This is a genomic window from Spirochaetota bacterium, from assembly GCA_004297825.1.
Taxonomy (GTDB): Bacteria; Spirochaetota; UBA4802; order UBA4802; family UBA5368; genus FW300-bin19.
On record SCSX01000015.1, the window covers coordinates 107110 to 131009 of the forward strand.

21 protein-coding genes are annotated in these 23900 nt (G+C 54.4%); 9 read left to right on the forward strand and 12 right to left on the reverse strand.

The features are described 5' to 3' along the window. Positions 1–10: 10 nt before the first annotated feature. Genes pglZ through EPN93_03025 form a run of 4 tightly spaced genes read right to left on the reverse strand, consistent with a single transcriptional unit; the run spans position 11 to position 10157 of the window. A complete protein-coding gene (gene pglZ, locus EPN93_03010; protein TAL39059.1) occupies positions 11–2281 on the reverse strand; it encodes a BREX-4 system phosphatase PglZ in 2271 nt (756 codons plus the stop codon). Then, positions 2241–6401 carry a hypothetical protein gene (locus EPN93_03015; protein TAL39060.1) on the reverse strand — a complete coding sequence of 1387 codons (4161 nt, stop codon included), beginning with the start codon at positions 6399–6401 and terminating at the stop codon, positions 2241–2243. Before EPN93_03015 ends, pglZ begins: the two co-directional genes overlap by 41 nt. Beyond that, positions 6391–8745, reverse strand: a complete 2355-nt coding sequence (locus EPN93_03020; protein TAL39061.1) for a phosphoadenosine phosphosulfate reductase — start codon at positions 8743–8745, stop codon at positions 6391–6393. The genes EPN93_03015 and EPN93_03020 overlap by 11 nt, the downstream gene beginning before the upstream one ends. A 2-nt stretch (positions 8746–8747) precedes the next feature. Continuing rightward, a complete protein-coding gene (locus EPN93_03025; protein TAL39062.1) occupies positions 8748–10157 on the reverse strand; it encodes a hypothetical protein in 1410 nt (469 codons plus the stop codon). A 462-nt stretch (positions 10158–10619) separates the two neighbouring features. Here EPN93_03025 and EPN93_03030 point away from each other — a divergent pair, with 462 nt between their 5' ends. Together EPN93_03030 and EPN93_03035 are read left to right on the forward strand one after the other, a co-directional pair. After that, positions 10620–11237, forward strand: a complete 618-nt coding sequence (locus EPN93_03030) for a hypothetical protein (GenBank protein ID TAL39063.1) — start codon at positions 10620–10622, stop codon at positions 11235–11237. A gap of 410 nt (positions 11238–11647) precedes the next feature. Continuing rightward, positions 11648–12244, forward strand: coding sequence for a hypothetical protein (locus tag EPN93_03035; GenBank protein TAL39064.1), 597 nt, complete (start codon positions 11648–11650; stop codon positions 12242–12244). Positions 12245–12462: 218 nt separating this feature from the next. Here the strand turns inward: EPN93_03035 and EPN93_03040 are convergent, their stop codons facing one another. The 4 genes from EPN93_03040 to EPN93_03055 all read right to left on the reverse strand — a co-directional run bounded on the left by EPN93_03040 (position 12463) and on the right by EPN93_03055 (position 15623). Further along, a complete protein-coding gene (locus tag EPN93_03040) occupies positions 12463–13050 on the reverse strand; it encodes an HD domain-containing protein (protein TAL39065.1) in 588 nt (195 codons plus the stop codon). After that, positions 13050–13250: a hypothetical protein gene (locus tag EPN93_03045; protein ID TAL39066.1), complete on the reverse strand. Its 201-nt coding sequence runs from the start codon at positions 13248–13250 to the stop codon at positions 13050–13052. The genes EPN93_03040 and EPN93_03045 overlap by 1 nt, the downstream gene beginning before the upstream one ends. A gap of 547 nt (positions 13251–13797) precedes the next feature. Further along, the gene (locus tag EPN93_03050) at positions 13798–14775 is read right to left on the reverse strand and encodes a J domain-containing protein (protein TAL39067.1); all 978 of its coding nucleotides are present in this window, start codon (positions 14773–14775) and stop codon (positions 13798–13800) included. Between the two features lie 38 nt (positions 14776–14813). Next, positions 14814–15623, reverse strand: a complete 810-nt coding sequence (locus EPN93_03055) for a class I SAM-dependent methyltransferase (GenBank protein TAL39068.1) — start codon at positions 15621–15623, stop codon at positions 14814–14816. Positions 15624–15643: 20 nt separating this feature from the next. On the opposite strand from EPN93_03055, the gene EPN93_03060 reads away from it, so the two are divergent. The 5 genes from EPN93_03060 to EPN93_03080 all read left to right on the forward strand — a co-directional run bounded on the left by EPN93_03060 (position 15644) and on the right by EPN93_03080 (position 20243). Then, the gene (locus tag EPN93_03060) at positions 15644–16000 is read left to right on the forward strand and encodes a rhodanese-like domain-containing protein (GenBank protein TAL39069.1); all 357 of its coding nucleotides are present in this window, start codon (positions 15644–15646) and stop codon (positions 15998–16000) included. 181 nt (positions 16001–16181) lie between these two features. Further along, positions 16182–16901 (forward strand): tetratricopeptide repeat protein, encoded by a 720-nt coding sequence (locus EPN93_03065; protein TAL39070.1) that lies wholly within the window; start codon positions 16182–16184, stop codon positions 16899–16901. 16 nt (positions 16902–16917) lie between these two features. Beyond that, complete coding sequence (locus EPN93_03070; protein ID TAL39071.1) at positions 16918–19254, forward strand: tetratricopeptide repeat protein; 2337 nt, start codon at positions 16918–16920, stop codon at positions 19252–19254. Positions 19255–19257: 3 nt separating this feature from the next. After that, the gene (locus EPN93_03075) at positions 19258–19779 is read left to right on the forward strand and encodes a hypothetical protein (GenBank protein ID TAL39072.1); all 522 of its coding nucleotides are present in this window, start codon (positions 19258–19260) and stop codon (positions 19777–19779) included. Next, positions 19776–20243, forward strand: a complete 468-nt coding sequence (locus EPN93_03080) for a hypothetical protein (protein TAL39073.1) — start codon at positions 19776–19778, stop codon at positions 20241–20243. Before EPN93_03075 ends, EPN93_03080 begins: the two co-directional genes overlap by 4 nt. A gap of 3 nt (positions 20244–20246) precedes the next feature. Here EPN93_03080 and EPN93_03085 read toward each other — a convergent pair whose 3' ends face one another. Continuing rightward, positions 20247–20822, reverse strand: a complete 576-nt coding sequence (locus EPN93_03085; protein ID TAL39074.1) for a hypothetical protein — start codon at positions 20820–20822, stop codon at positions 20247–20249. Between the two features lie 12 nt (positions 20823–20834). Next, positions 20835–21032, reverse strand: a complete 198-nt coding sequence (locus EPN93_03090; GenBank protein TAL39075.1) for a DUF1858 domain-containing protein — start codon at positions 21030–21032, stop codon at positions 20835–20837. 127 nt (positions 21033–21159) lie between these two features. Between EPN93_03090 and rpmB the strand changes: the two genes are divergently transcribed. Beyond that, positions 21160–21348, forward strand: a complete 189-nt coding sequence (gene rpmB / locus EPN93_03095; protein TAL39076.1) for a 50S ribosomal protein L28 — start codon at positions 21160–21162, stop codon at positions 21346–21348. A 56-nt stretch (positions 21349–21404) separates the two neighbouring features. On the opposite strand, the gene EPN93_03100 is transcribed toward rpmB, so the two are convergent. Together EPN93_03100 and sppA are read right to left on the reverse strand one after the other, a co-directional pair. Continuing rightward, positions 21405–22010, reverse strand: a complete 606-nt coding sequence (locus EPN93_03100; protein TAL39077.1) for a hypothetical protein — start codon at positions 22008–22010, stop codon at positions 21405–21407. Further along, positions 22007–22957 (reverse strand): signal peptide peptidase SppA, encoded by a 951-nt coding sequence (gene sppA, locus EPN93_03105; GenBank protein ID TAL39078.1) that lies wholly within the window; start codon positions 22955–22957, stop codon positions 22007–22009. Before sppA ends, EPN93_03100 begins: the two co-directional genes overlap by 4 nt. A gap of 116 nt (positions 22958–23073) precedes the next feature. On the opposite strand from sppA, the gene EPN93_03110 reads away from it, so the two are divergent. Continuing rightward, a complete protein-coding gene (locus tag EPN93_03110) occupies positions 23074–23895 on the forward strand; it encodes a hypothetical protein (protein TAL39079.1) in 822 nt (273 codons plus the stop codon). Positions 23896–23900: the final 5 nt, after the last annotated feature.

A 23900-nucleotide genomic window follows, 5' to 3' on the forward strand; every position in this document is an offset into this window, starting at 1 on the left:
ATTGCACCTCCTAAAACAAGTCATCAAAAGCGTCATTGACTTTGCCGCTCTTGCCTTGCGCCTTAATCATAATCTTGCCAATCAAGTTGTCACCCGCGTAAACGTCCGCCGAATAGTCACCTGCCCGTTTTGTGTCGGGCAACTTCACGGAGTAGTGGTTCGCGTCTATCTGCAAAGCTGAGTAGGGTTTCCCATTCAGGACAATGGAAAGATCCTGCACCGGCGAGTTAAGGAATAGCTTAATCTTCGATCCGGTTTGGATGTCTACGGTTACGATCTCGTCGACCAGCTTAACCATTACGCTTCCGTCTTTCAGAAACAGTTCAATAACGGGAACGACGACCTCTTCCAAAGACGCCCCGCCGTGAACCTCGACATTCGCTGCGCGGCTGCCCTTGAAGCGTCCGTAATCGGCAAGTACGAGGTATCCGTTCTGCTCTGCAGCGAACGGGAGATCATAAGGATGAAACAACTTACAGCAACGCCCCGAATGCTCGCCTGCGGTATCGGTGTCGTATTTTTCCTCTTTGCGCCGCAGGACAGCAAGCCGTGATGCGCCGTGGTCACTTACAATCAAGAAGCGTTTGCAATGCCTTAGCGCAAGTTCCGTAGCCGCCTTGTCTATCATTGCAGTGATGATGTCCAGTTCTTTCGCAAGGTGGAGGGGAAATTCATTATTTGTGAAGTCGTAACCGCCCGCATCACTGTGCTTAGTATCATCAAGTTCATCGTTCTTCTCTTTGCGACCTTGCCACGCATCGAAGAAGTCTCTGTTGATGGCCGTTATCGTAGGAAGTTCCGCACGGGCGATATTGACCCGAACTGACAACCCACGCTTTTGTACTAACGCTTCGATCAAACCTAAATATTCGACACCGAGGGCATCAAGACAGTATAGGAAGGTGTCGCTCTTATCCACGCTATCCATAATTTCATTCCGCGTTGGCAGTCTGTTGAACTTCCGCGAAAGAGCAAGCTCATCAACCTTTTCTAAGAATTCAGGCTCAAGATGGTTGGACAGCTTTTGCCGTTTATACGCCTCGAAATACTCGGACAGCAAGTTTGCCAATTCCGGGCATTTGAAAACGTACTTTTCCATGTAGGCCGCTAGCACGGGGTAAATGCCATCGAGCTCCGGAATCATACCGTTTTTCGAGAGCCAAGCAATAATCTCTTCACGCTCCGCTCTTGTCCCGTCCGTCAACTTATAAATGCTTTCAGGCACCAATTGTCGACTATTCACCACGAAGTCAGCAATATCCGATTCTGGGAACTTCTCGACCAGGGCCTTACGCTCACGGTAGAACGAGGCAAATCGCCTGTCGGTATATTGAATTTCGATTATCGCATTAAGAACATTCCCGGCAAAGTCCTCAAAACGGCTCGTCTTCTCTAGTATGAACCGAAGGTATCCGTTTTGCAATGTGTCAGCTTTGCTCTTTAGGCAAATGAAATAGAGCCAGTTGCGGTAGTCGCTCCCAGCAATGCGGGCGTAAAAATCCGACTCCATATTCTTGCCAAAATCGTGCTTTTCGAATACCTCGTCTAGCGAGCCGTTGCTCTGGTTGAGTTCTGTCAGCAACTCTGCCCAGTTAGCGTCATTTCCGCAAGAAGGCGCCAAGGCAAAGCCCCTTTTTAAGAACTTAATGCCCTCGTAGGCATCGCTGATTTGGTGTACCGTCAATATCGATTTGTCGAGATTAATAGCAGTGTTTACGACAACACTACCGCACCGTCCATTTTCGAGTTCCGCAAGCATCGCTTTAAAACCCGATAAAGCCGACAATCCGACAGACGGGGCAGCAAGGGTAAACGATAAGTCGCACTCCGCCTTGTCGACGACGCTTAGCCGACGGCTGTCAAAGCGTGGGTCTGTCTGCAACCCGTCAATCAGCAAGGCAAGCCCTCGCAGTAGCAGCAAAACTTTTACACCGCCGACATTGAGGTCTTTCAACCGCGACAGGGTGCGTATTGCCTCATCACTTCCGCGAAGCGCAAGAAACTCGCCAAGCCCCGTTACAACGAGCTTTTTCCCGTTTGCCTTTACGTCCTCCGCCTGGATATAGGTGAGGAGTCCGTCGATGTCTGGCATTTTGTCGTCACTGTTACAGAACCAGCTCATATGCACGAAATCAAGCCCCAAGACCGATAACTCTTCCATTGCGGTCGTATACTGCCCGTCGCTGATGAACAAAAAATATGGCGTTTCGACGGGTGATGTCAGGTATTTTTTTACCGAATCAATTTGCATTCTGTCCCCCCCCATTCGCCAGTATTTCAATCCCGACTGTTATGCTGTCCTTGACAAGCCGTTTGAGGTACTGCTTTAATTGGGCGTCGTCCATCTCGTCGATTTTCAAGAGAACCTTGTCGCTGCCGCCGGCATTATACTCGGCTTCGGCGAGTTGCTTCACCTTGCCCTTGACGCTAGGATTGTCGCGCCAATCGTAAGTGTCTACGGAAAGGTGGTCGAGCGTGTCCCTGACCTTATCGAGGTCAGGGAGCAACGGGCTGTATTCACCGACAATATCCCGCTTGAATGCCGTGTTCCGCTTCTCTTCATCCGCAAGGATGCCGAACAGCGTGGTGGATTCAAGGAACGCATGAGCGGATTGGATTTCGGAATCCATTCCCCAGTTTCGGTTGAGGGTTTCAAATGCTTTCTTTGCTTTTTCGTATTCAGCTTCGGAGACACAACATAGAATAGGTGTCCTGTAGCGGCTCGACCACTCACTAGGGTTTCTCGTTCCCGTCTTGTCTTTCCATAAGCGGAAGAGCTGCGATTTCAACTGGTTCTTGCGGAACTCCTCGGCAGCTTCTTTTACCTTGACATTACAATCAGTTTTCGATAACTCAAACAAGCCTGTCTGGAGTTTGCTCTTCACATCGGCGATGTCGTTATCGCTCAAGTCTTCAAGGTACGGCTTATAGACCTCTGCAAAAGCACGTCTGTCGTTGTTCAGCAATTCTCGGATTTCCGCGCCGTGCGTCTCTAACTCCGGATAGAACGCTTTCAACTGTTCGGGCAGGATATCCTCTTGCTTACAGATTTTCAGGAGCGTGTCGAGGACTTTTGCCAAGTCGGGATACTTTGCCCGCAGAGCCTCGCACGAGATGCCGATGAACTTCAGCCGCTCGCGCCACTCCTTGTACGCGTCCGTCAAGGAATGACCCGCACTATTCAGGATTGTATTGCTCTCTTTGACCACGTTATACTCGGTCAGCAGTTTGCGTATTTCTGTCTCGCCCGTTTGCTTATCCCAAAGGCACGAGTACTCCACTTCGAACAATTGGCGAATGTCGGAAAGCACATTATTTTCAGCACCGATTGCCGTTGCAAGTTCCATAACTTTACCGTCCTCAAAGGGGCGGAGATACTCGCGCATACCTTTCTGGCAGTTCTCGCTTGTGAGCAAAGTAAACAAGTTGTCGGCGAGCGAGGGCTTGGCGGACGCAATCCTGCCGATTTCCACCGCTTTCTTATGAGCCTCATGGCCTTCCTTTTGAACAAGTTCAATGTACTTCTGAACCACATCAAAGATTCCGACTGTGTCCACTTCTTCAAGGCACCATACCGGCAGGTTTAGAGCGCGCATTTTCGTAGACACGGCTATTGCAGCATGTCCTGCGGATGAACACGAATTTGGCTGGATACCCCATGCTTTTTCCGTGAGTTCGTAAAATGCCTTCTCATCCGCAGTCATCTTCACGATGTAAGTTGGCTTCGCTTTTTTTCCGATGTAATTGCCGATCATCTCCGCAAGTTTATCCTGTGTCATCTGTTCGTGACTTCCGGATGAATCGCTGTAACGGTAAGGCTCACTGCCGTACTCTTTCAAGAGGAAACCCGTAATTAAGGCCGAAAGGTTACACGGTGCAAAGCCATAGGTTTCCTCAAGGAAGTCGTAGATTTCGCCGATTGAAATCTGCCCGTCGCGGGCAAATTCGACATCGATCCGCTTGTCTACCTCGACTTTGATTTTTGAGATGGGCAGTGAAGATGTTGGCGGGCTTTCCCAATACTTATCGATCTTCCAAACGGTCGGAAGGACATGCTTCTCGATGCCGGAAACAACACCACTAGTGGCCTGCGATATGCCGGACTTTGCCGATTGCCTCATCGCAGGAGTTATCTTCAGTTGGCTCTCTGTGAGGCTTTTTGCGAAATCGAACACGTACGGGAATTTGGTCATCACTATGGTCTGGAGGACGCTTGCCACGCCTTGCCCGTTGCCGAGTTTTTCGCCCTCTTGATTTGCGTAGGTGTATACTACAAATTGACCGTTGTAGATATGGTTTTTCCAGTTTTGGTCTAAAACACGCTTTGCTTTATCCGAACTTTCCCGCGAGGACGTGTTGTTGCTGCCTTGGTAGTACATCGCCATAGCGGAGAAGTCCACGTACTGTTCAAACGCCTCCGAGCCAAGCGGTGTAGAGAGCGCGTCGATGAATACGATGTTCTCATACTGCTTATCCGCAACAGCAGTTCTGAGCGTCTTGCGGAAGCTTGCCGCTTCCACATCGTCCTTGGCAAAGGCGATAACGGCGCAGAAATTACACCCCATGGCTCTGTCGCGCAGGATATTGATTGTGCGTGTGAAGTCGGCGGTGGTTACGGGAGTGATTTTTCCAGTACCCGGCTCGGACTCAAATCTCAGACGTAGGGCAGGCGAAAGCGACAAAACAGTAGAAAGCTCACCCTCTGTAACCAGTTTCGAGGTTGTGCTATTCTGTCGCATATCTTTCTTATGGTTGTCGATCTTGGCTTGGTCTCCCGCAAGCACGGCAGCCGCATAGGCATACCGCCCACCGCTTATCGGGTTCGAAACGAGGATGCCTTTTTCCTTAAGTACTTTCGCGATGTTAGCGGATTTCGTTCCCTCCAAGTCGGGAATGCCCTCAAAGACATAGCTGAGGTTCTGTTCGGTTGCCTTGAAAAGGTCGATTGTGCCGCCCAACCGCTGATCAATCGCCTGCATACTGAGGATGGCTTTCAGGACAGCTTTCTCATCCTCACGCAAATTCTGCTGCTGCGGAAAGGTGTCCAGTATTAGGCGAATGCTTGATTTGAGATTATCCCTACCTTTTTCATAGAAAAAGTTCCACAGCATATCCACCGTGAGAAGCGGGTGGCCGTCAAAGGGACCCGTATTCTCAATGAACCATTGGAACGCCTTTACATTGTCCGTGTTAGAGGATTTGATGAAGTCGAACATACTCCGCTGGTTGGACTTGAACGCAGAGGCTATGTTTTTAAGGAGCAGAGCCGCCATCGGGTGAAGCGGCATAATGTCCTTCATCACCTGAAAGTTGTCAATCTTTGCAACCGCCATCACCTTGGAGCAGGAATTCTTGACCCGGTCGTTAAGGTCGTCGGCGAGAATGTCCCACTGCGGCTTGGCGGCAGGCTTAACGTTGAAAGCGTGACCGATTAGGTTGAACGCAATGTTGTCAGGCAGGGCAATCTGCACGGGGATGAAGCGGTCGCGTACCTTTTTCCAAGTCGTGTCGGCGGTCGTGAACAACTGTCCCGATTCGTGCGTAACGACGATGAAGTAGAATGGCTTTAGGTTCACCAACTCGGCGAGTTTCTGGAACTCCGAAAGGCTCTCACGGTTGTTCTTAAAGTAATCGGAGAACTCGTCCCATATAAAGACAATCTTTACATTGTTGTGGTCGATAATGTCAATCAGCCAGGCGATGAGCCTGTCAGCGTCAATATTCAGCGCAGTAATGCCTTCTTTGTCGGCAAGACGGAAGATGTTATCCATCAGCGTCTTGATCTCACCACCTTTTCGAAGGGCGTTCAGCACCTCACCAGCAGAGGATTGGCTGAACAAAGCGGCCCACTCCGGCTCTTTCAAAAGCGCGTTGAAGTACAGCTTGTTCGAAGGCTTGTCAATCCAAGCTATAACGCTTTCCTTCAGAGTGTTCTCGCCTGCGTAAAGGTTTGTCGCTACCAGTGAAGCCTTTAGTGTTTCTTGAACAGCAAGAAAAAGATCGCGGGGAGAGTCAATCATACCCGAAGCATAACGATAAGCGGTCAGGATACCCTTTTGTTTATGACCGTTGAGCTTTTCGAGCAAGTCGGTTTTATTTTTCAGCGGCTCGTATCTGTCCCAGTAGGCGCGGAGCTCTTCTTCCGGCACTTCGAGAATTTTTTTCAGAGCATAGGCGCACTGCGACTTGCCCGTGCCGTATGCGCCCTCAATCCAGAGGGAACGCTTCTCCTGGCGTGCCAACACCCGCTCCATATTGTTCAGCATTTCGATGAACGTGTTGTGCGGGTATGTGCGCATCCAGAAGTCCGGGCTGGCGGCGGCGATGGCAGAGTCGTTTACTTGAGGAAAATACTCCTCGTCAATGTCAAAGTATTCGCGGTATTTGTTTTTAGTAGCCATTTGCTGCATCCCCCTTAAATAAGTCGAGTACATCTTGGGACGATTTATCCTCTGCCAGCGTTATTTTTTCAAGGTCGTGCGTGAACGATGCGGTTATGAACTCAGGGTACTTCGCCGATAGTCCCAACAGGAGCTGCGTCATATCTTCACGGTCAAGCCCGAAGATGCGGGTGGGGCTGATGCCGTCGCGATCGATGCTGTCGTTCAGAAGCGTGGCAAGAGTGAACTCCTTATAGTCGTTGCACTTTTCCGCGAACTTGAACAGGCCGTACAGCACCACGCGCGGGTCGCTCACCGAGCATTTCGTGCGGACGAGGTCGCCCTCATTGGTAACGAAGCCCCAATGCAAGCTTGCGCCGAGTGGTGTCTCGACAAGACGTTTGTAGGATTTGACGATTGACTTAGCGTCCTTTGGACTGACATCAACCACGGTCAGCATATCCTCGACTGTCTTACGAGCATAGGTTCTGCCGACATCGAAATTGTTTACATACCACTCTATCTGCGGGTTTTCGGCAACAAGGTTGATAAGAATCAGACCTTGCGCCGTGTCCGTTTCCCAACCTATCTGCGCGATTAACTCGGCAAACGACGTGAAGTGGTTCTTTTCATTTAGGGAAGCATCCTTAAGGAAACGCCTAAACATATCGAACATCATTGGACCCAGTGAATGCTCAGAAAAGAAAGCCCCTTTCAGTTCAAAGAATGAGCGCAACCACTCCGGCTTTGGAGCGTGGTCGGCAAATGAGTTCAGGCTTTTCATTGACTTACCTCCTCCTTGTGGCTGGCGCAGCGAGTGGAACAACAGACAGCCGCTGTCGATTGCGTGGCACTCGTGACACCTGCTACAGTTACTTATTTGGACTTTGCCGTCAGCAAAACTGATACAACCATTTCGACAGTTCGTTTCGCAAACTCGGCAACCTTTACAATACGAGGCTTTTCTGAATACCTGTCGGAACATTTTCCCGAATACGGGTCGCTCTTTCAGCACAACCTCCGGGATTGTTACGATGTAGCCGTTCTTTGTCGCCTTAACGGAAGCCAGAATGTATTCGCCGTCAAATTGAACGTAGTAGCCACCGTTACCGCCGCGTAAATCTCCGAGCGTTTTTATCCATTCCAACCAGTCGGAATCAGGGTCAGTAATGGTTATAGTCAAATTTCCATTTGTAATCTTTTCAATGCAACGGAAAGTATTGTTCGATAACTCGCGCCCATTCTTTCTGGCGTTCCAGCCGCCGTTTAGGATATACGATTCGATGTTGCTCTTACTTCGCTTGTCCCCATCGTAGGTCTTCTTAATCGAATCGATATAGCTATCAATCTCTGCCGGATAGCTCGCTCGGCGTAAGTAGTCGCTTGTACCGCCCGACATAGGGCAAAACAAACATCCGGCACGACCATTGCCCTTCTTATAGGTTTCGTTAATAAGCACATCGTTCGCGTATATATAAAGCCATATCTCGGCAGATGTCCATTCGAGGATTGAGTTATGGCTGAACTGGCCCTTTTGTTTTGCGCCATAGTTCTCATAATTGTAAGTGCTTCGAGCAACGCTCTCCTGGGCCCGAACTCCAACAAAGTCAAGGCCGATAAAATTGTTATTGCCAGTTACATCTCTCAACTTCAACGTCTGCGGAGTGCTTTTATGCACCGAGCAGCACCAACGGAGCACACGTGACGGGGGGCCGAATAATTCCCACGATTCCTTTGGGTTGAGGTGCGACTTGCCAATGTAGAACGGTATCTCGTCCGCGGCACATTGATGTTTGGTCTTTTTGATGACTTCGTAGGTGTCGGGGAACTCCATGCCCGTGTCGCCAAATACCACAACGAAGCTGCCTTTGGGCAGGGCTTTCTTAACCAGGTCGAGCAGGACACAACTGTCCTTACCGCCCGAAAACGCTACATGGAAGCAGTCGAGCCTATCCTTGTACTTATTGTAGACAGCCAGTATTTTCTTGACCGTGGTCTGCTCGATGATTTCAAGCATCTCACGGTTTACTTCAACCGTAGCCTCTATGTCAATGGGGCGAAGCGATATGCCTTTAGGTTCTGGCATTATCGGTTTGCCGTCCTCGCCGTTCGGAATGATAATCTCAGGGGCGGTTTTGATATTGCCGCCTTTCAGCTTTGCAACAAGTGTCCCGCGATAGTAATAACTGTTCGCCTCCGCCCACATATATGGGCGGTCGGTCTGCTTGTCGTACTTCCAATACTTTTCAAAGCCCAGCACGTCCAATTCTGGCGCGTAAACCGGGCGAGGTTCTTTGGAGAATCCGGTCGGCGAGGAATTAAGAAGTATCCCACCCGCTTTCTTGTCGTAGGTATACGAGTACAATTTCAATCCATCCTTTCTCGTATGGCTCTCGCCTTATCGATAATTTCGTTAACTTGTGCGGTTGTCTTTCTACCCGTGTAGCCGCTCTCATACAGGAACTTGCCCACGGCGGCTTCCTTCAAGGGAACGTCGGCATTCGCCACGGCACAGGTCATAATCTCCGTATAATCCATGCCACAGCTTTTGCGGATAATTGCTCCGGCGTTCCGAGAGTTAACCGATGGGGTACCAAACCGAAACTTCCGACTGAAGCGGCGGCAGTAGCTTTCAAGTATAAACAAATTCCACGTCTGACCGCAGTCGGGGAACGCTCCGAATGTGGTGAAAGACTTAAGCGGAAGATAATCTCCCTTAACAAACAGCCCAATTGCTTCGTCGATTATGTCGGCGTTGAAGTGAACATATTTATCCGCCAAATATGTGTCTTTATCAATACGAACCAGAACGGTGTTACCCGCTTCCATCGGAATCCAACGGTGCGCTTCACCCGTCAGTTCACGTTCAAAGTTAAGCAGTTCTTGCAGTGTGCATTTCTCCAAAGAGCGACAATGTTCTTTCATAATTGACAGCGCATCGAGCGTGTCACCTTTACTCATTACTATTTTGCCGCGTCTATCGTATTTGTCCGCAATAATGATTTCAAACGTCGCGTTGCGGACGGCCGTGAGTGTTAGTTCGCAATTACGCTCCACAATTTCTCCGAGCGGAATGTCACTCAGGGAAGCATACCCGCACTTACGATAAGCCATCGCGACATAATTCGTTATGGCAGCGCGCTCTTCATCGTTAATGTCTACACTGCTGATGTGTGTGTACACGCCTTCGCTGTTCCAAATGAAGTCTTTGTTTTGCGCCAAAACGTTCTTTATCTTGTCAACGGGAACGTATGGGAGCCGTTCCGAAAGCTGCTCGTAGCTTAAGAGAACATCAGCGCCCCATACGCGAAGTACCTCTCTTCTGACTTTGCTGAGTACATGGCCGCTTTGCATTTGTAACGCAAAGTATTTCATCGTGTGCGCAAATCGAGGGCACAACTTCACAAGGATGTTTTTAAGCATATCCTTGGAGATTATATTCGCCGAGAACAGCCAATCCTCATTTTTCTCGTAGAAAGCACTATAGAATATGACTTCCGCTCCCTCGGTCATCGCCGTATCTATTTCGCTCTTTATTCTATTAGTGACATTTGCCCCGACAATATACAGTTTTCCGTCGAATAGTGTTCCACGAGACAGAATAGCTGAATTGAGTTCTTCATCGGATAAATCAATCTCCTCACCGAAATCTTCTGCTACAAACTTGCGAAGACGAAACAATTCTATCGGTGAACCGCTCCTGAATCCGTTTAGAAAATGCTCCCTCAGAGTTTTTATAAGTATGTTGCCAAGCTGTTCTTCGTCTTCTTTTTTCACATCGACTCTTCCGTTTATCATAATTGGAGAAGTGGTATAATTGATAGTAGAAATGTCGTAATCTACCAATTGAATAATCCTTTCTTAAATCAGACTGTCTATGGCAAATACATACACCAGACGGGGAAATTACTATTTATCAACCATAAAAATTGGCATTTTCTGAAACTATTAAACCTCGCGAATGATAAATCCAACTAATAGACTCTAAACGGAGATTCTGGCTTTTCCAAATTCATAAATGCGGTCCAGCAGTCAAACAAATGCGAAGCATCCCTCTGCCAGTACGGGGATAGATTAGTGATAACACCCCCGCGCAGACGTTCTGCGCAGCCCTCCTCTGCCATAGGGCTCCGGGATAGCCTCTAATCCTCCCCGGATTTTTCGAAAAATTTTTTTAAAATTCCCCCCCCTCATTCGTATACATACCAGTCACACTAATTTAATCAAATGGAGTTTGCCATGTCGAAAGTTAAATTTATCTCAGTCCTCACCGAGAGCCACGGGCGCATGAAGGATGTCGTCTTCAAGACCCGGAACGGGCGCTCAACCATGTACCAGTACGAGAAGCACACGCAGGACCTTACCGCCAACCAGGAAAAGGTCCGCAAAGCCTTCGTGAAGCTCGTGGACGACTGGAAACAGTTGAGCCCCCTTGTCCGCAAATCATGGGACGGGCACGGCGAGAACCCCAACGCGAGCGGCTACAACATCTTCATAGGCGACAATTCGCCCCGCCAGATGGCCGCGGAGCCACTTCGGCTCTCGCGGAAGCTGGGGGAGGAGCGGCTCGCGGATTTCAAGGCGACGCCGGGAGGCGCCGCAGGACAGATCTCATGCGGCTTCGCGCCGGTGAACGGTGACAGGCACCTCGCCTTTTTCGTACAGGAAAAGGCGAACGGCGTTGCCACCGGTTCCCTGGAGCGTCATGACGGGGGCGCGAACTGCGCGTCTCCCTTCATCGTAACGGGGCTCAACCCCGGGATGGAATACTTCGTGTACGCCCTGGTGACTGATAAGGCCTACCACGAGGCGATGCTCGTCTCCGAGTCCGTGGGGATGCTCACCACGGCCGGCTGAGGGCGCAGATGCGCTGATACGCTGGTCGCAGATTCACCGGTTCGCCGCCGTGCCGATACACCAAAGGCCCGGCGGCACCCGAGTTAAATAAAATACTTACCTCCCTGTTGATTCGCCCTCCCTCCCGGGAGGGCGTTTTTTTGCTCCGTTGATCCGCTTATTATCCTCTTATTGTTCCCTTCCGGACTCATCGCCCCAGCAACCGTCCTCCCCCTGTCATTTCGAACCCCTCCTTTCGGGGTGAGAAATCTTAACGGCATAACCCATGCCCTAAGATTTCTCCTCATCCCAAAAGGCCGGGATTCGTCGAAATGACAGGGGGAGCCTGAATAAATTCCAACACCCTGCATCTTTAAGATAAATTTTGTCGGGATATTTGGGACCTGAAGCGTAGTAAAAGAGAGGAAACCATGAAAAACGATATCTCAATAATCCTTCCCCCGTACATCCGCGCGATCGTGACGGAGGCCCACGGCAAATTCGGGGGGTATGTCCTGTGCACCAGAAACGGCAGGATCTTCCCACGGAGGCATTTCATCCCACCCAACCCGCGCACCGCGAAGCAGCAGGCCAGGCGCGCCCTCATGGCCTCCGCGGTGCGGCACTGGCGGAGACTGGACGAAAACAGGAAGCTCCCTTGGAAACGGGAAGCGGCGGCGCTCGGGAGGACCGGGTATCACCTGTTCATAAGCGTATTCATGGACAGGACTGGACGCCGTAGCGGGTCCGTTTCCCGCATTCAATTAACTGCTTTCGGCGCTTCACCCTCCCCCGGCCCCTCCCATCAAGGGAGGAGAGTTGTCCGATTAAGCATTCACCGGCACTTCCAACCAGTCGCGAACACGATGTTCGCGGCGGCCACCGCGATTTCCGCATCCTGCGGGCAGTGGCAGGCGAACATCGTGTTCGCACGCCACTGCAAGCCATGGACGGCTTATCAGGGGCCGCGAGCGGAACGCACATTTAATCACCAGCCGTTATTGAGCATCCGGCTTCTTGTACATTAAATCTGCTGGTCCGACATCGACCTGCAACCCGCCCCTAAATCGCCGCCGTTGCGGTTATCCATATTAAAGCGTGCGACGGACAGGATGTCCTAGTGCCGGGCACGCGACACGAGGTCGCGTCTGTGCCCGGCCAGGGGGTGTTTGCTGTTGAACACCCCCTGCAAGCTCCTCATTGCCAATGAGTCGGTAAAATGCCAATAACGCTTTGCGCAGCACTATCATCCCTCAATAAACCCCTTCTCGACCGCGTCCTCGATCATCTCCCGGACAAAATCCCACAGGGCCGGCGAGCCGTTCTCGATCCTGCTGTTGACCTGCATTATTTTTTCCGCGGGCACCTGGTGTGCCCGCCACCCTTTTCCCCCGCTCCGGTAATTCAGCATGACCGCCACCAGCCTGTCGATCGATCGCGCGAATCGGGCCTCGGGCGTGACGCCGTCTTCGAACTCCCTCCACAGGGCGAGATACTGCGCGGCCTGGTCGGCGGGAAGCAGGCCGAACAGTCGCTCCGCAGCGCGTTCCTCGCGCTCCCTCTGGCCGGCCTTCGCCGCATCGTCATAGATGAAGGTGTCGCCCGCGTCTATCTCGACGATGTCGTGGATGAGGCCCATGGTTGTCACCTTGAAGGCATCCACCGGCGTCCGTGCGTGTTCGGCCAGGAGCATCGCCGCGGTGGCGAAATGCCATGAATGCTCAGCGTCGTTTTCCGATCGTGAGCCGTCCGCAATGAAATTTCTCCGGAAGATCGATTTGAGCTTGTCGATTTCCAGCAGAAACTCGATCTGCCGCTGCAATCGTTCTTTCATTATTCGCCTTTCAGTTTTTTCATGACCGCATCACGGCCCGCCTTCTTTGACCTGTCGGCCTTTTTCATCAAGATGGCCATCCCGGTATCTTCAATTTCGTCGTCGGTCATGGTTTTGAAATTCAATTTCATTTTTCTCAGGAGCTCGCTGATAAGCCTGGATTCCCACTGGTTTTTCGGTGTAATGATTATCGGGTTCATGGTAATGCTCCGAAATGAAAAAATATGAATTGGTCTTAGCTAATTAAAATTATATAGTAAGGCAAGCGTAAAACACCAATCTGGGAGCCCGTATGGCGCTTGAGTTTTTCTTCATGCCCCTTCCATCAAGCTTATGGAGTTGCAAATTTCAAGCATTCACCAGTTAATCCAACCGGTCGCGAACACGATGTTCGCGGCGGCCGATTCAAGCCACGGATGGCTTACAATCGGCCGCGAGCAGAACGCACATTCAATTTCTAGCCGTTAATGAGCATCTGGCTTCTTGAACATCAAATCTGCTGGTCCGACATCGACTTGCAACCAGCCCCTAAATCGCCGCCGTTGCGGCAAACCAAATCCGCCCGCTTGTCTGAGCCAAATCCCACGCAGTGGGTTTGGCGAGAAAGGGCGGCCAGCCCCTCCGGCTTCTGAGGAGCGGCGCGGGGGTGCAGGGGGTGTTCGCTGTTGAACACCCCCTGCAAGCATCTCATTGCCAATGAGTCGGTAAAATGCCGATAACGGCCCGCGCAGGCGTGCCGCGCAACGTCTACCCCCCCGGCAGCTCCCTCCTCCTCACCCACTCAATCCCCTCCCTCTTCTTCAACTTCACCTTAACGTACCGAATATTCGGATACTCCATGAGCGCCTCCCGGATCACCTCGAACGCGAGCGGGACCGCGAGTGCGAAGAGCGCGACGGCCGCCGCGAGACCGGCGACCAGGAGCGCGATTTTCCCGTCCGCGTCCATGGGCAGGAGCGCGGTCAACGCTTCCACCCCGGCACCAGTTCCCGCGTAAAGAACGAGCATGACCCCGAACGCCGCGAGCACCGCGCATGCCGCCAGGTAATTGAAAAAAAGTATCCACTTGCCGAACTGCCGTGGGATGCCGCGCAGCGGCCTTGCCGCGAGCCTCCCCAGCGATTCCGCGAACCGCGTTCGCAGGATAGCTATCTTCCTGCGCGTTTTGCGCAGCGCACGGAAAAGCAGGAAGGCCAGCACGACCGACGCAAGCGATGTCGCGGCGAAGGCCGCAAGCAAGACCGCCGCGGCGAGTGCGATCATGGGCACGGTTACGAATACGATGGTCAGCACCGCGAGCGCGGCGGCGAGCCCGGACAGGATCGACAGCCCCGCGCCTATGGCGGCCCTCCAGACCCCCTCGAAGAGCCCCAGGTAATCGTCGGGATGGCGGACGAAGTACTCCCACTCCTCGCGGTACTCGTCGCCCTGCCGGAAGCCTTCGTACGCCTGCCGGAACGCTTCCTCCGCCCCGATATCGGCGGGCGAGGAATCGTGGTGTATCGTCCAGAGCCGGTCGTAGTCGGCGCGGCGCTCCGGGTCGGCGAGCACGTCGTAGGCCTCGCGTATCATGATGAAATGCTCATAGTTGTGCGCCTCACGGGTAATGTCCGGGTGTGTCCTGAGCGCCATTGCGCGGAAGGCCGCCCTGATCTCGCGGAGCCCCGCGAATCGGCCCACCCCAAGGATGGCGTAGTAGTCCTTTATTATGAACTCGGTCTGCATGATAAACCCTGGAAATCCGGCGCGGATACGGCTTCGCGCTATTTCATGAACACTCCCTCGTTGCGCGGCATGACGAGTCCCAGTATTTTCGTGCGAACCAGGGAGACCTCTTTCAGCCCGCTGCCCGTCATGAGCACGCGGATCTCGTCCATCGACATGGAGTGCCCCTCCTCGTCCGGCTCGTTGATGTGGAGTCTGCCGCCCGGTTTCAATACCCGCGCAAGGGCCTTCCCGATCCCCGGCCACAGGGATTTATCGATGCCGTGGATCACGTAATTGACCAGGATCACGTCATACGAGTTCTCCTTGATGGGGAGGCTCGTGATATCGCCGCAGATATACTCGACATTCGTGTACGCCGCCAGCCGTAACCGCGCCACCCTCTGCCAGAGGGGCGAGATATCCATGCAGGTAAGCGAGCCGCTGCTCCGCGACAGCGTGTCCGCGATGTAGATATCGGGCGCCCCCGAACCGCAGCCGAAATCGAGCACTTTCTCCCCGCCGGAAAGGCCCATACTATCGGCTATGGATTTATAGAAGAATGCGTACAGGTACCCGGTCATGAAGAAGTCCCGTTTCATCTGACGGATGCTGGGACGATCGTACGCCCGGGAGGAATCATCCGTGGTGTTCCCGATGTTCATCGCGTCAATAGCCTTCGATATCTGCCCGTACCGATACACCCCCCAGCCCGCCACGGCCGCCGCGCAGAGGACGAGAATCGCAAGACCCACCTGAAGCTTTTTCTTCATGCCCGTTTCCTCCTGACCAGGAAATTTCCTAATGGGTTGACACGCGCCCCCACCGGCATGCATATTATGATCACGCGTGTTCTGCGCGCCATTCATTTTTAAAGAGAGAGCCGATAATGCTTACCCTGATAAAGTGCCTGAAAATCCTTCCCCTGATTCTCCTTGGCGCATCGGCGGCATGTGCGGCGGCCGACCCGGCCCTCGTGCGCCAGAAGATCGCGGCCGGGGCGCTGGTGCTCGACGTGCGCACCATCGAGGAATTCAACGCGGGCCACTATCCCGGGGCGACCCACATCCCCGTCCAGGTGCTCAGGGAGCGCATAGGCGAGCTGGGCGCGCCCGGCAAACCGGTCGTCATCTATTGCCGCACGGGCCGGCGCTCGGAGATCGCGCGGGGCATATTGCTCGAGCACGGCTTCACCGACGTCACCAACGCGGGGGGGCTCACCGACATGCCCGTTCCCGGGAACTAGTTTGAATGTCTCCCCTCCCTCGATGGGAGGGGCTGGGGGAGGGTGAAGCGCTCTACGCCACTCGCCTATCGGACCCCCAAAATAATCTTTACTTTGCCCCCCCTTTCCTGTAACTTTTACCAGAGCATGATACCTTTATACCGGCGGCGAAGGTGACGATACTATAAACAGGGTGGACGTAATGAAAATGTCACTTATCATATCCGGGCTCATCATGCTTTGCGCGGCAGGCGGGTACGCCGCGGCGGAGGACGTGAAAAAGCCGGCCGAGGAAACCCTCTTCAAGAAGGCAGTGGCGTACTACTACCAGCAGAAATTCGAGATGGCCGAGCTTATGCTCCAGGAGGAGCTCAAGACCAACCCGGAGAACGCCCTCGCCTACTCGTACCTGGGCGACATCTTCCTGCTGAAAAAGCGCTATGACGGGGCCATGGACCTCTACCGCAAGGCGGTGGACCTGAATCCCTCGAGCGCCGAGGACCATTTCCGGATCGGCCAGATATACTATTACAAGAAGGACGGCAAGACCGCGATCGAGGAGTTTCGCAGGGCGTTCGAGATCAACGAGAACATCAAGTACGCCTACTACCACATGGGCCTCTCGTACCTCATGCTCATGCGCGACAAGAAGCAAACCATCGAGTGCTGGGAGACGTACCTGCGCATCGCGCCCGAGGATCCCCAGCACGAGAAGATCCGCCGCGTGATCGAGCTCCTGAAAGACCCCAACTTCACGATCCCCCCCGTGGGCAGCGAAATATCCATTGAGGAGGCCCTGCACCTGGGCGGCGCCGTGCTCAAGGAGACCGCGCACCAGACCGAGGACAAGAAGGCGGGCCACGAGAAAAAAAAGACCAAGGACACGATGGAAGACGTATACCGCGACGACGCGTTAAAATAAATCCCGGAGGGCCTCAATGTATTACGACCGTTCGCGCAGCATCAAGATGGTGGGCGCGGGAGCCCTTGTAGCGCTCTTTCTCCTGGGCGGCTCCTACCTGCTCTACAAGAATTTCAGCAACCCGGCGAAGGACGTGCCCGACCTGCGCTACGAGCAGATCGAGCTTTTCAAGAAGCTGCTCGCGACCGATCCCACGAACGTCGAGTACCTCATGAAGATCGGCGGCCTTTACAAGGCCCTGGGCGAGTACGACAAGGCAATCGATTATTTCAAGCGCGCCCTCAAGGAGGATCCCAACAACTACGCCGCGCTCACGGAGCTGGGTCACGCGTACGCCCTCAAGGGCGATTTCGACAGCGCCATAGCCACACTCGAGCTCGCGAAGAAGAATTTCCCGAAAAATCCGGCCGCGTACAACAAGCTGGGCGGCATCTATGAAAGCATGGACAAGCTGAACAAGGCGATCGACGAGTACAGGGCGGCCATCAAGGTCGCGCCCCAGTACCAGGAGAGCTACTGGAACATCGCGAAGAACAACCTCAAGACGGGCGACACCAAGGGCGCCGTCGATATCGTCAACCAGGGGATCAAGGCGAACCCCAAGGACCCCGAGGGACATTACAACCTGGGAAACGTGTACATGGGCGAGAACAGGTTCGCCGATGCGCTCGGCTCCTTCAAGAAGGCCGTGGCGCTGGATCCGCGCGTGTCCAAGTACCACCGGGGCGAAGGGGAAGCGGACCTGAAGCTGGGCCGCACGGACGACGCGATCGCCGCATTCAGGCGCGCCCTGGACGCCGACAAGGCCGACGCGATGGCGGCGGAACGACTGGGCGACATCTTCGCGCAGGCGGGGGATTACGAAAACGCGCTCAAGAACTACACGCAGGCGCTCAATTACAACGGCAACGACAAGAATTTACAGGATAAGTACAATTTCGCCTACGGCAAGGTCAACGCCGCGAAGAAACCGGCGGACGGCAAGGTTCGGGCCGATAAATCCGGCGTGGACCGGGGCGGCGAGGATATCGGGGAGGAGAAGATCCCCGGGGTGAAAAAGCCGAAAGACGGCGATTCCAAGTGGCGCGAGATGGGGGACAAGTACCGCGAGGAAAAGGACTACGACAACGCGGTAAAGTCCTACAAGAAGGCCATCGCCCAGGACCCCATGGACGACTACTCCCATTACTGGATGGGAAGGATCCATTACCACAACAAGATGGACGAGGAGGCCAAGAAGGAATTCACCGAGGCGGCCACCCTGAACCCGCAGAACGCCGACGCGTTCTATCGCCTGGGAACGATCAACCACATGGAGGGCCGCTACGATACGGCAGTCCGGAATTTCAGCAAGGCCGTAGAGATACAGCCCAATTTCCCGCGTGCCTATTATTCAAGGGGCCTCTCTTATTATAAGCAGAACGACCAGGGACGCGCAATCCAGGACCTGAAAACGTCCATCCAGCAGGACCCCCAACTCGACAAGGCCTATTTCAACCTGGGCACCATCTATCTTAAAAACAAGAACTTCCAGGAGGCGCTCAACAACTTCTCGCGCGACAAGGAGCTTCGCCCCAACAATCCCGATACCAATTTCAAGCTGGGCGAGACCTACCACGAGATGAAATCCTACGCCAACGCGGTGCAGTTTTACCAGAAGGCCATAGAGGCCGATCCCTCCTATTCCCAGGCCTATTTCAACATGGGCCTTATCAGCTCGGAGCGCAAGCAGTTCCAGGAATCGGTGGGATATTTCGAAAAAGCGCTCAACGTGAAATCCGAGGATGCGCCCTCCTATTACGAACTGGGCAAAGCATACGAAGGACTGGGGAACGAGAATAAGGCGATCGAGAGCTACAAGCAGGCCATAAACAAGAACCCCTCCTATTCAGCCGCGTACCTGAACCTGGGCAATATCTACGCCAAGAACAAGCTTACCGACAAGGCGATAGAGCTCTTCAAGAACGCGACCACGAACGATCCGCGGTCGTTCGACGCCCATTTCAATCTCGCGAACGCGTACCAGGACGCGAAGACCTACGACGACGCGATAGAGGAATACAAGACGGCGCTCGCGATCTCCCCCACCGACTCGCGCGCCCACTTCTACCTGGGTATTTCCTACCGCGACAAGGGCCAATATGACGAGGCGGCGAAGTCCTTCGACCGGTCGGTGCAGCTCAATACCGCGCTGTGGAGCGGCCACGAGGAGCTGGGGATGATCTATTACCGCAAGATTCAGGACAAGAAGAAGGCGATTTTCCATTTCGAGAAGGTCCTCGCCATGAAACCGGACCATCCCGAGGCCGATAAAATCCGGGAGATCATCAACCTGCTCAGGAAAGAACCCTAGCCGATGAGACCGGAATCGATCAGAATAATAACCCTATGCGCCTGCGCGCTGTGCGCCGCGCTCGCGTGCTCGATATTCACCCGCGACGACGAGCGCCTGCGCACCGACTTCAAGACCGAGGGCTTTATTTACCCGGATGTATTCCAGGGCGTGGTGCGCGCCGCGCCGGAGAGCGGGTGCCGCGGCCTGGTGGCCTGTCGTGAAAGCGCGCGCCTGAAGGCCGAGTCTACCTTCACCGACTCCGTGACCCGGCAGCTCGTGAAATACCGCATAGAGTCCCACCTTTCGCAGCGGGGGATCACGGACCGTACCGCCCTGACGGCCGACCTTGAGCGCGCCGAAAAGACGCTCTACGACGAGCTTATCGGGTTCGCGCGGGACGGAGAGCGCGCGTTCGAATACTACGACAAGGATTTTTCGTCGGTGATTGTGTTCAGAATTAAGAAATCAAGGCTGCAAAAAAAAATAGAGGCGCTCGAGGTGATTCCGGCCCGCGCCGAACCATCCAAAGAGGAAAAGAAATGAATCCATTGAGGCTTACGGCACTCACGGCGGCCCTGCTCATGTCGGCGCTTTTTGCACTCCTGCCCGTCCAGTGTACGTGCGACAAGATCGGGGGCCCCGAAACCGTCAATAACGGCAGGCTTCCGGACAACAATAAAACGGCGCCGCCGGAGTTCGAACAGGAAGGCTTTATCGGCGACGGCGTGTACCGGGTGATCATCATTCAGCCCGCCGAAACCGCACCGAAGGGATCGGTGCTGGAAGACACCGCCCGCCAGCGCGCGCTGAGCTCCCTCCAGAAGTACCTTATCGCGCAGGACCGAATCGTGGACGCGAACGTGACGGCGGAACTGAACGCCCTCATCGCCCGGCACGGCACGCTCGCCGAACAGCCGAGCACCAGGGATACGCGCAGGCTCTATTATTTCGATGTCAGGAAAGACCGCTTGAAGGAATACCTGAATACCACGACCAGGAAGCGCTGACGGTCAGCCGCTCGCGGCGTAGATCGCAAGACTGGTCGACCCATAGTGTCTCAGGTCCTCCATGACGAGACGGGCAGCATTTTCCGGGATCCTGTTTTTTCCAAAATGCTGGACGACCACGCGTGCCCCCGCCGCCATCAGCGGGCTTTCACCTATCGAGCCCAGGATGGTGTCGTACTGATCTCCCCCTCCGCTTTTTTTCTCATACGGGGGATCCAGGAACACGATGTCGAACGTCATGCCCGTCCGCGTGAGTTCCTCGATGCAGCGCCCGGCGCGCAGGCGATACAGGCGGACTATTTCCCCTATTCCGAATTCGTCCGTCGTTCTCCGGATGAACGCGTGGCGCTCGAAATCGGGCTCATTCATCACGACGAGCGAGCATCCCCGGCTCGCCGCCTCGAAGCCTATCTGTCCCGAACAGGCGTAAAGATCGAGGAATCTCGATCCGCCCAGGGAATTCCCGAGTATCGAAAACAGGGCTTCCTTTAATTTCTGCTGGGTCGTTTCGGCGTTCCCGAACTTCCGGTTGTTGAAGGGTATCACCCTGCCTTTTAGGGTGCCCGCGATTATCCGCATCGATTGTTCCTGCTATGACTTTGCCGCCTGGTTGAGCTCCCTAAGCAATTCTTTCAGATCCAGGCCGTTATTGACCGCGACCTTTTCGATGGTATCTTCCTTTGCGCCCCTGCACCCGGCGCAATCGAGGTTATATTTTTTCAATACCTTCGCCACCTCGCGCGATTTCCTGATCGCTTCATCGACCGTCGTTTTTTCCCTGATCTCCATCCCCTATCGTCTCTCCTGGTAGTCCTTAGTGCCGCTGATTAAAAAATTTGTCCATTGCGGGGGAAAAGTGTTGCAATTTTATCCAAGTGAATCTAAGTATGTCTATCTTTTTTTAACGGAGTTTCACATGGCAAAGTGCTCGGTATGCGGGAAATCGGTTCAGTTTGGCCACAGTGTGAGCCACTCGAACACGAAGACGCAAAAAATCTGGAAACCCAACATTAAGCGCGTGCGTGTGCTCGAGGGCGGCCGCGTGTCGAGAAAGTATGTCTGCACCCGGTGCATCCGGTCCGGGTTCGTCCAGAAGGCAGTATAGCGGTTTTCAATCATTTTGAAAGACAGGACGCCCGGTCAACGCCGGGCGTTTTTCATTTATAGCGCCGCGATATATCCCGCCACTGTCATGACGCCAACCACCGATACGAGCACCATGAAAACGAGGCCCGCGACGAAAGGGGCCGCGACGATGAACGTCGCCCGCGAGGACGTGATCTCGTGCGATTCCGAAAGGCCCTGGACCACGATCACGGCCGCCCAGGCCACGAGTCCCAGGCTGAAAAGTCCGTAAAAGAATACCGGTGCGAAGCCGAACACCCTGAAGACGAACACGGCCGGCAGGAGCAGCGTGCGCGGGAAAAGGGAGAACCCGACAAGCGTGATCACGGTTCTGATAGAGCCTTGATGTCCCGCGAACTGGCAGGCCCCGTCGATGAACAGGCCCAGCAGGAGCGCCTCCAGGCACAGGAGCAGGTAGCCCAGTATCCACCCGTAGGTGATCTTGGTGAAGAAGAAGGCCGACTGCCCCGCGAGCAGGGACGCGGAGAGCGTGTCAGCCATGGCAACGAGCGCAAGTCCGATCGCGCACAGGATAAGGGCCTCGCGGCCCTCCCTGCGGACAAGGTCGGCGAGCTTGCGGGGCTCGGTGAGCGTGAAATAGAAAAAGTCCAGCCAGCGCAGCGACGCGATGTATTCCTTCATGGCTGGTACCGGTATTCTATCATGGGCGGTCCCATCATGAGCAGCCGGTCCACGCGGGTTTCCGGGCCCAGCACGCCGGAGAGCATCCCCAGGAACCGGTCGAACGGGCCGTGCGATTCCTCGTACACCGGCGCGTCCTCGGGGAGTTTCGCGAGGATCTTCGCGCGCGCGATCGCGTCCTCGAAGGTCCCCACCTCGTCGACGAGCTTGCAGGCCACCGCGGCCTCCCCGTTCATGACACGTCCGTCCGCGTAGGGCTCAATGTCGGATATCGCGAGGTTGCGCCCGACCGAGACGTCCTTCACAAACTTGTGATAGGCCGAATCGATGAGCTTCTGCACGATGTCCCGCTCCTCGGGGGTCATGTCCTTGTGCGCGGCGAGCATGTCCTTGTACTTGCCGCTCTTGATCACGTTCATGTGAATGCCCAGGCGCTCGAAGAGGCCCTTGAGGTTCGGGGCGCTCGCGATCACGCCAATGGAACCGGTTATGGTCCCCTGGTTCGCGCAGATATGTCCGCAGGCGGACGCGATGTAGTACCCACCCGAGGCGGCGAGCTCCGCCATGGAGGCGACGAGCACCACGTTCTTCTTCCTGAGCTTCATGAGCTTCTCATAGATTTCCTGCGACGCGCCCACCGTTCCTCCGGGTGAGTTTATACGCAGGACAACGGCCTTTATCCTGCCGTCCGCCTCCAGTTCCGAGAGCCTGCGGATGACGCCGTCGGCTCCCGCGTCCCCGTCAAAGGGACCGCCCGATCGCGCGATCGAGGATATCGTCCCGTACACGCGGACCACGCCCACGCCCGGCCCCGTATCGGGCGTCGCGAGTGTGGGGAGCGCGCGCCGCGTTCCCTGCATGGTAAGGCTGATGTCGATGATCGCGAGCACCGACGAGAGCACCAGCAGCATGAGTATCGAGATGAGTATTTTCCTGTTCTTGTCCATTATGGCTTCCGCTTAGGGGGATTTTGCATATCCTGACTTCACTATTATCGACGCATTATTGCAAGAAATATTTGAATAAACCGGGGCCCCGTGGTAGATTGGCCCGGGTATAATGAATGGCGCATCAACCGCAATCGATCATAGATTTCCACGTGCATCTTTTCCCCGACCGGATGTTCGACGCGATATGGAGCTATTTCTCCAAGGGCTACGGGTGGGACGTGCTGCACCGCATGTACTACCGCGAGTGTGTCGCCTATCTCCAGGAACGAGGGGTGTCGCACATCGTCTATTCCAATTATGCCCACAAGAAGGGCGTCGCCCGCGCGCTCAACCGGTGGAACCTCGAAATCCTGGATGAAATTCCCGAACTCTACTGCTTTGCCGCGTATCATCCCGACGACGAGGACGCGCTTGCGATGGCGCGCGACGTGCTCCAGCACCCGCGCGTCCTGGGATTCAAGCTCCAGCTCCTGGTCCAGAGGTTTTATCCCCACGACGAGAGATTGTTTCCCATGTACGAACTGGTCATGGAACGGGGCAAGCGGCTCCTCCTCCATACCGGGACGGGTCCCGTCGGCAACGAGTTCGTAGGGGCCGCGCACTTCGGGGCGCTCATGGAGCGCTATCCCGCGCTTCCCGCAAACGTCGCCCACATGGGGGCGCTCGAGTATGCAGCGTTCATGGAATTCCTGGACAAGTACCCCGGGTTATACATGGATACCTCGTTTTCGTTCTTACCCGGCCTTGGCCGGTATTTCGACCTGGGCGCCGATTCGCTTCTCTCCCATTCGACGAAAATCCTTTACGGCTCGGACTTCCCGAACGTAATCCTTCCCCGCGAAAACGAAATCGATACATTGCTCGCAATGAACCTGCCCCAGGATTTTTACGACCGGGTTTTTTACCGAAACGGCCTCGCCCTGCTCCCGGCCTGAAATTT

Coding starts and splice junctions, on each gene's coding strand:
- EPN93_03015 (TAL39060.1), bottom strand. CDS start 6,401: ATGGCTACTAAAAACAAATACCGCGAATACTTTGACATTGACGAGGAG.
- EPN93_03030 (TAL39063.1), top strand. CDS start 10,620: ATGTCGAAAGTTAAATTTATCTCAGTCCTCACCGAGAGCCACGGGCGC.
- EPN93_03035 (TAL39064.1), top strand. CDS start 11,648: ATGAAAAACGATATCTCAATAATCCTTCCCCCGTACATCCGCGCGATC.
- EPN93_03040 (TAL39065.1), bottom strand. CDS start 13,050: ATGAAAGAACGATTGCAGCGGCAGATCGAGTTTCTGCTGGAAATCGAC.
- EPN93_03045 (TAL39066.1), bottom strand. CDS start 13,250: ATGAACCCGATAATCATTACACCGAAAAACCAGTGGGAATCCAGGCTT.
- EPN93_03050 (TAL39067.1), bottom strand. CDS start 14,775: ATGCAGACCGAGTTCATAATAAAGGACTACTACGCCATCCTTGGGGTG.
- EPN93_03055 (TAL39068.1), bottom strand. CDS start 15,623: ATGAATGGCGCGCAGAACACGCGTGATCATAATATGCATGCCGGTGGG.
- EPN93_03060 (TAL39069.1), top strand. CDS start 15,644: ATGCTTACCCTGATAAAGTGCCTGAAAATCCTTCCCCTGATTCTCCTT.
- EPN93_03065 (TAL39070.1), top strand. CDS start 16,182: ATGAAAATGTCACTTATCATATCCGGGCTCATCATGCTTTGCGCGGCA.
- EPN93_03070 (TAL39071.1), top strand. CDS start 16,918: ATGTATTACGACCGTTCGCGCAGCATCAAGATGGTGGGCGCGGGAGCC.
- EPN93_03075 (TAL39072.1), top strand. CDS start 19,258: ATGAGACCGGAATCGATCAGAATAATAACCCTATGCGCCTGCGCGCTG.
- EPN93_03080 (TAL39073.1), top strand. CDS start 19,776: ATGAATCCATTGAGGCTTACGGCACTCACGGCGGCCCTGCTCATGTCG.
- EPN93_03085 (TAL39074.1), bottom strand. CDS start 20,822: ATGCGGATAATCGCGGGCACCCTAAAAGGCAGGGTGATACCCTTCAAC.
- EPN93_03090 (TAL39075.1), bottom strand. CDS start 21,032: ATGGAGATCAGGGAAAAAACGACGGTCGATGAAGCGATCAGGAAATCG.
- rpmB (TAL39076.1), top strand. CDS start 21,160: ATGGCAAAGTGCTCGGTATGCGGGAAATCGGTTCAGTTTGGCCACAGT.
- EPN93_03100 (TAL39077.1), bottom strand. CDS start 22,010: ATGAAGGAATACATCGCGTCGCTGCGCTGGCTGGACTTTTTCTATTTC.
- sppA (TAL39078.1), bottom strand. CDS start 22,957: ATGGACAAGAACAGGAAAATACTCATCTCGATACTCATGCTGCTGGTG.
- EPN93_03110 (TAL39079.1), top strand. CDS start 23,074: ATGGCGCATCAACCGCAATCGATCATAGATTTCCACGTGCATCTTTTC.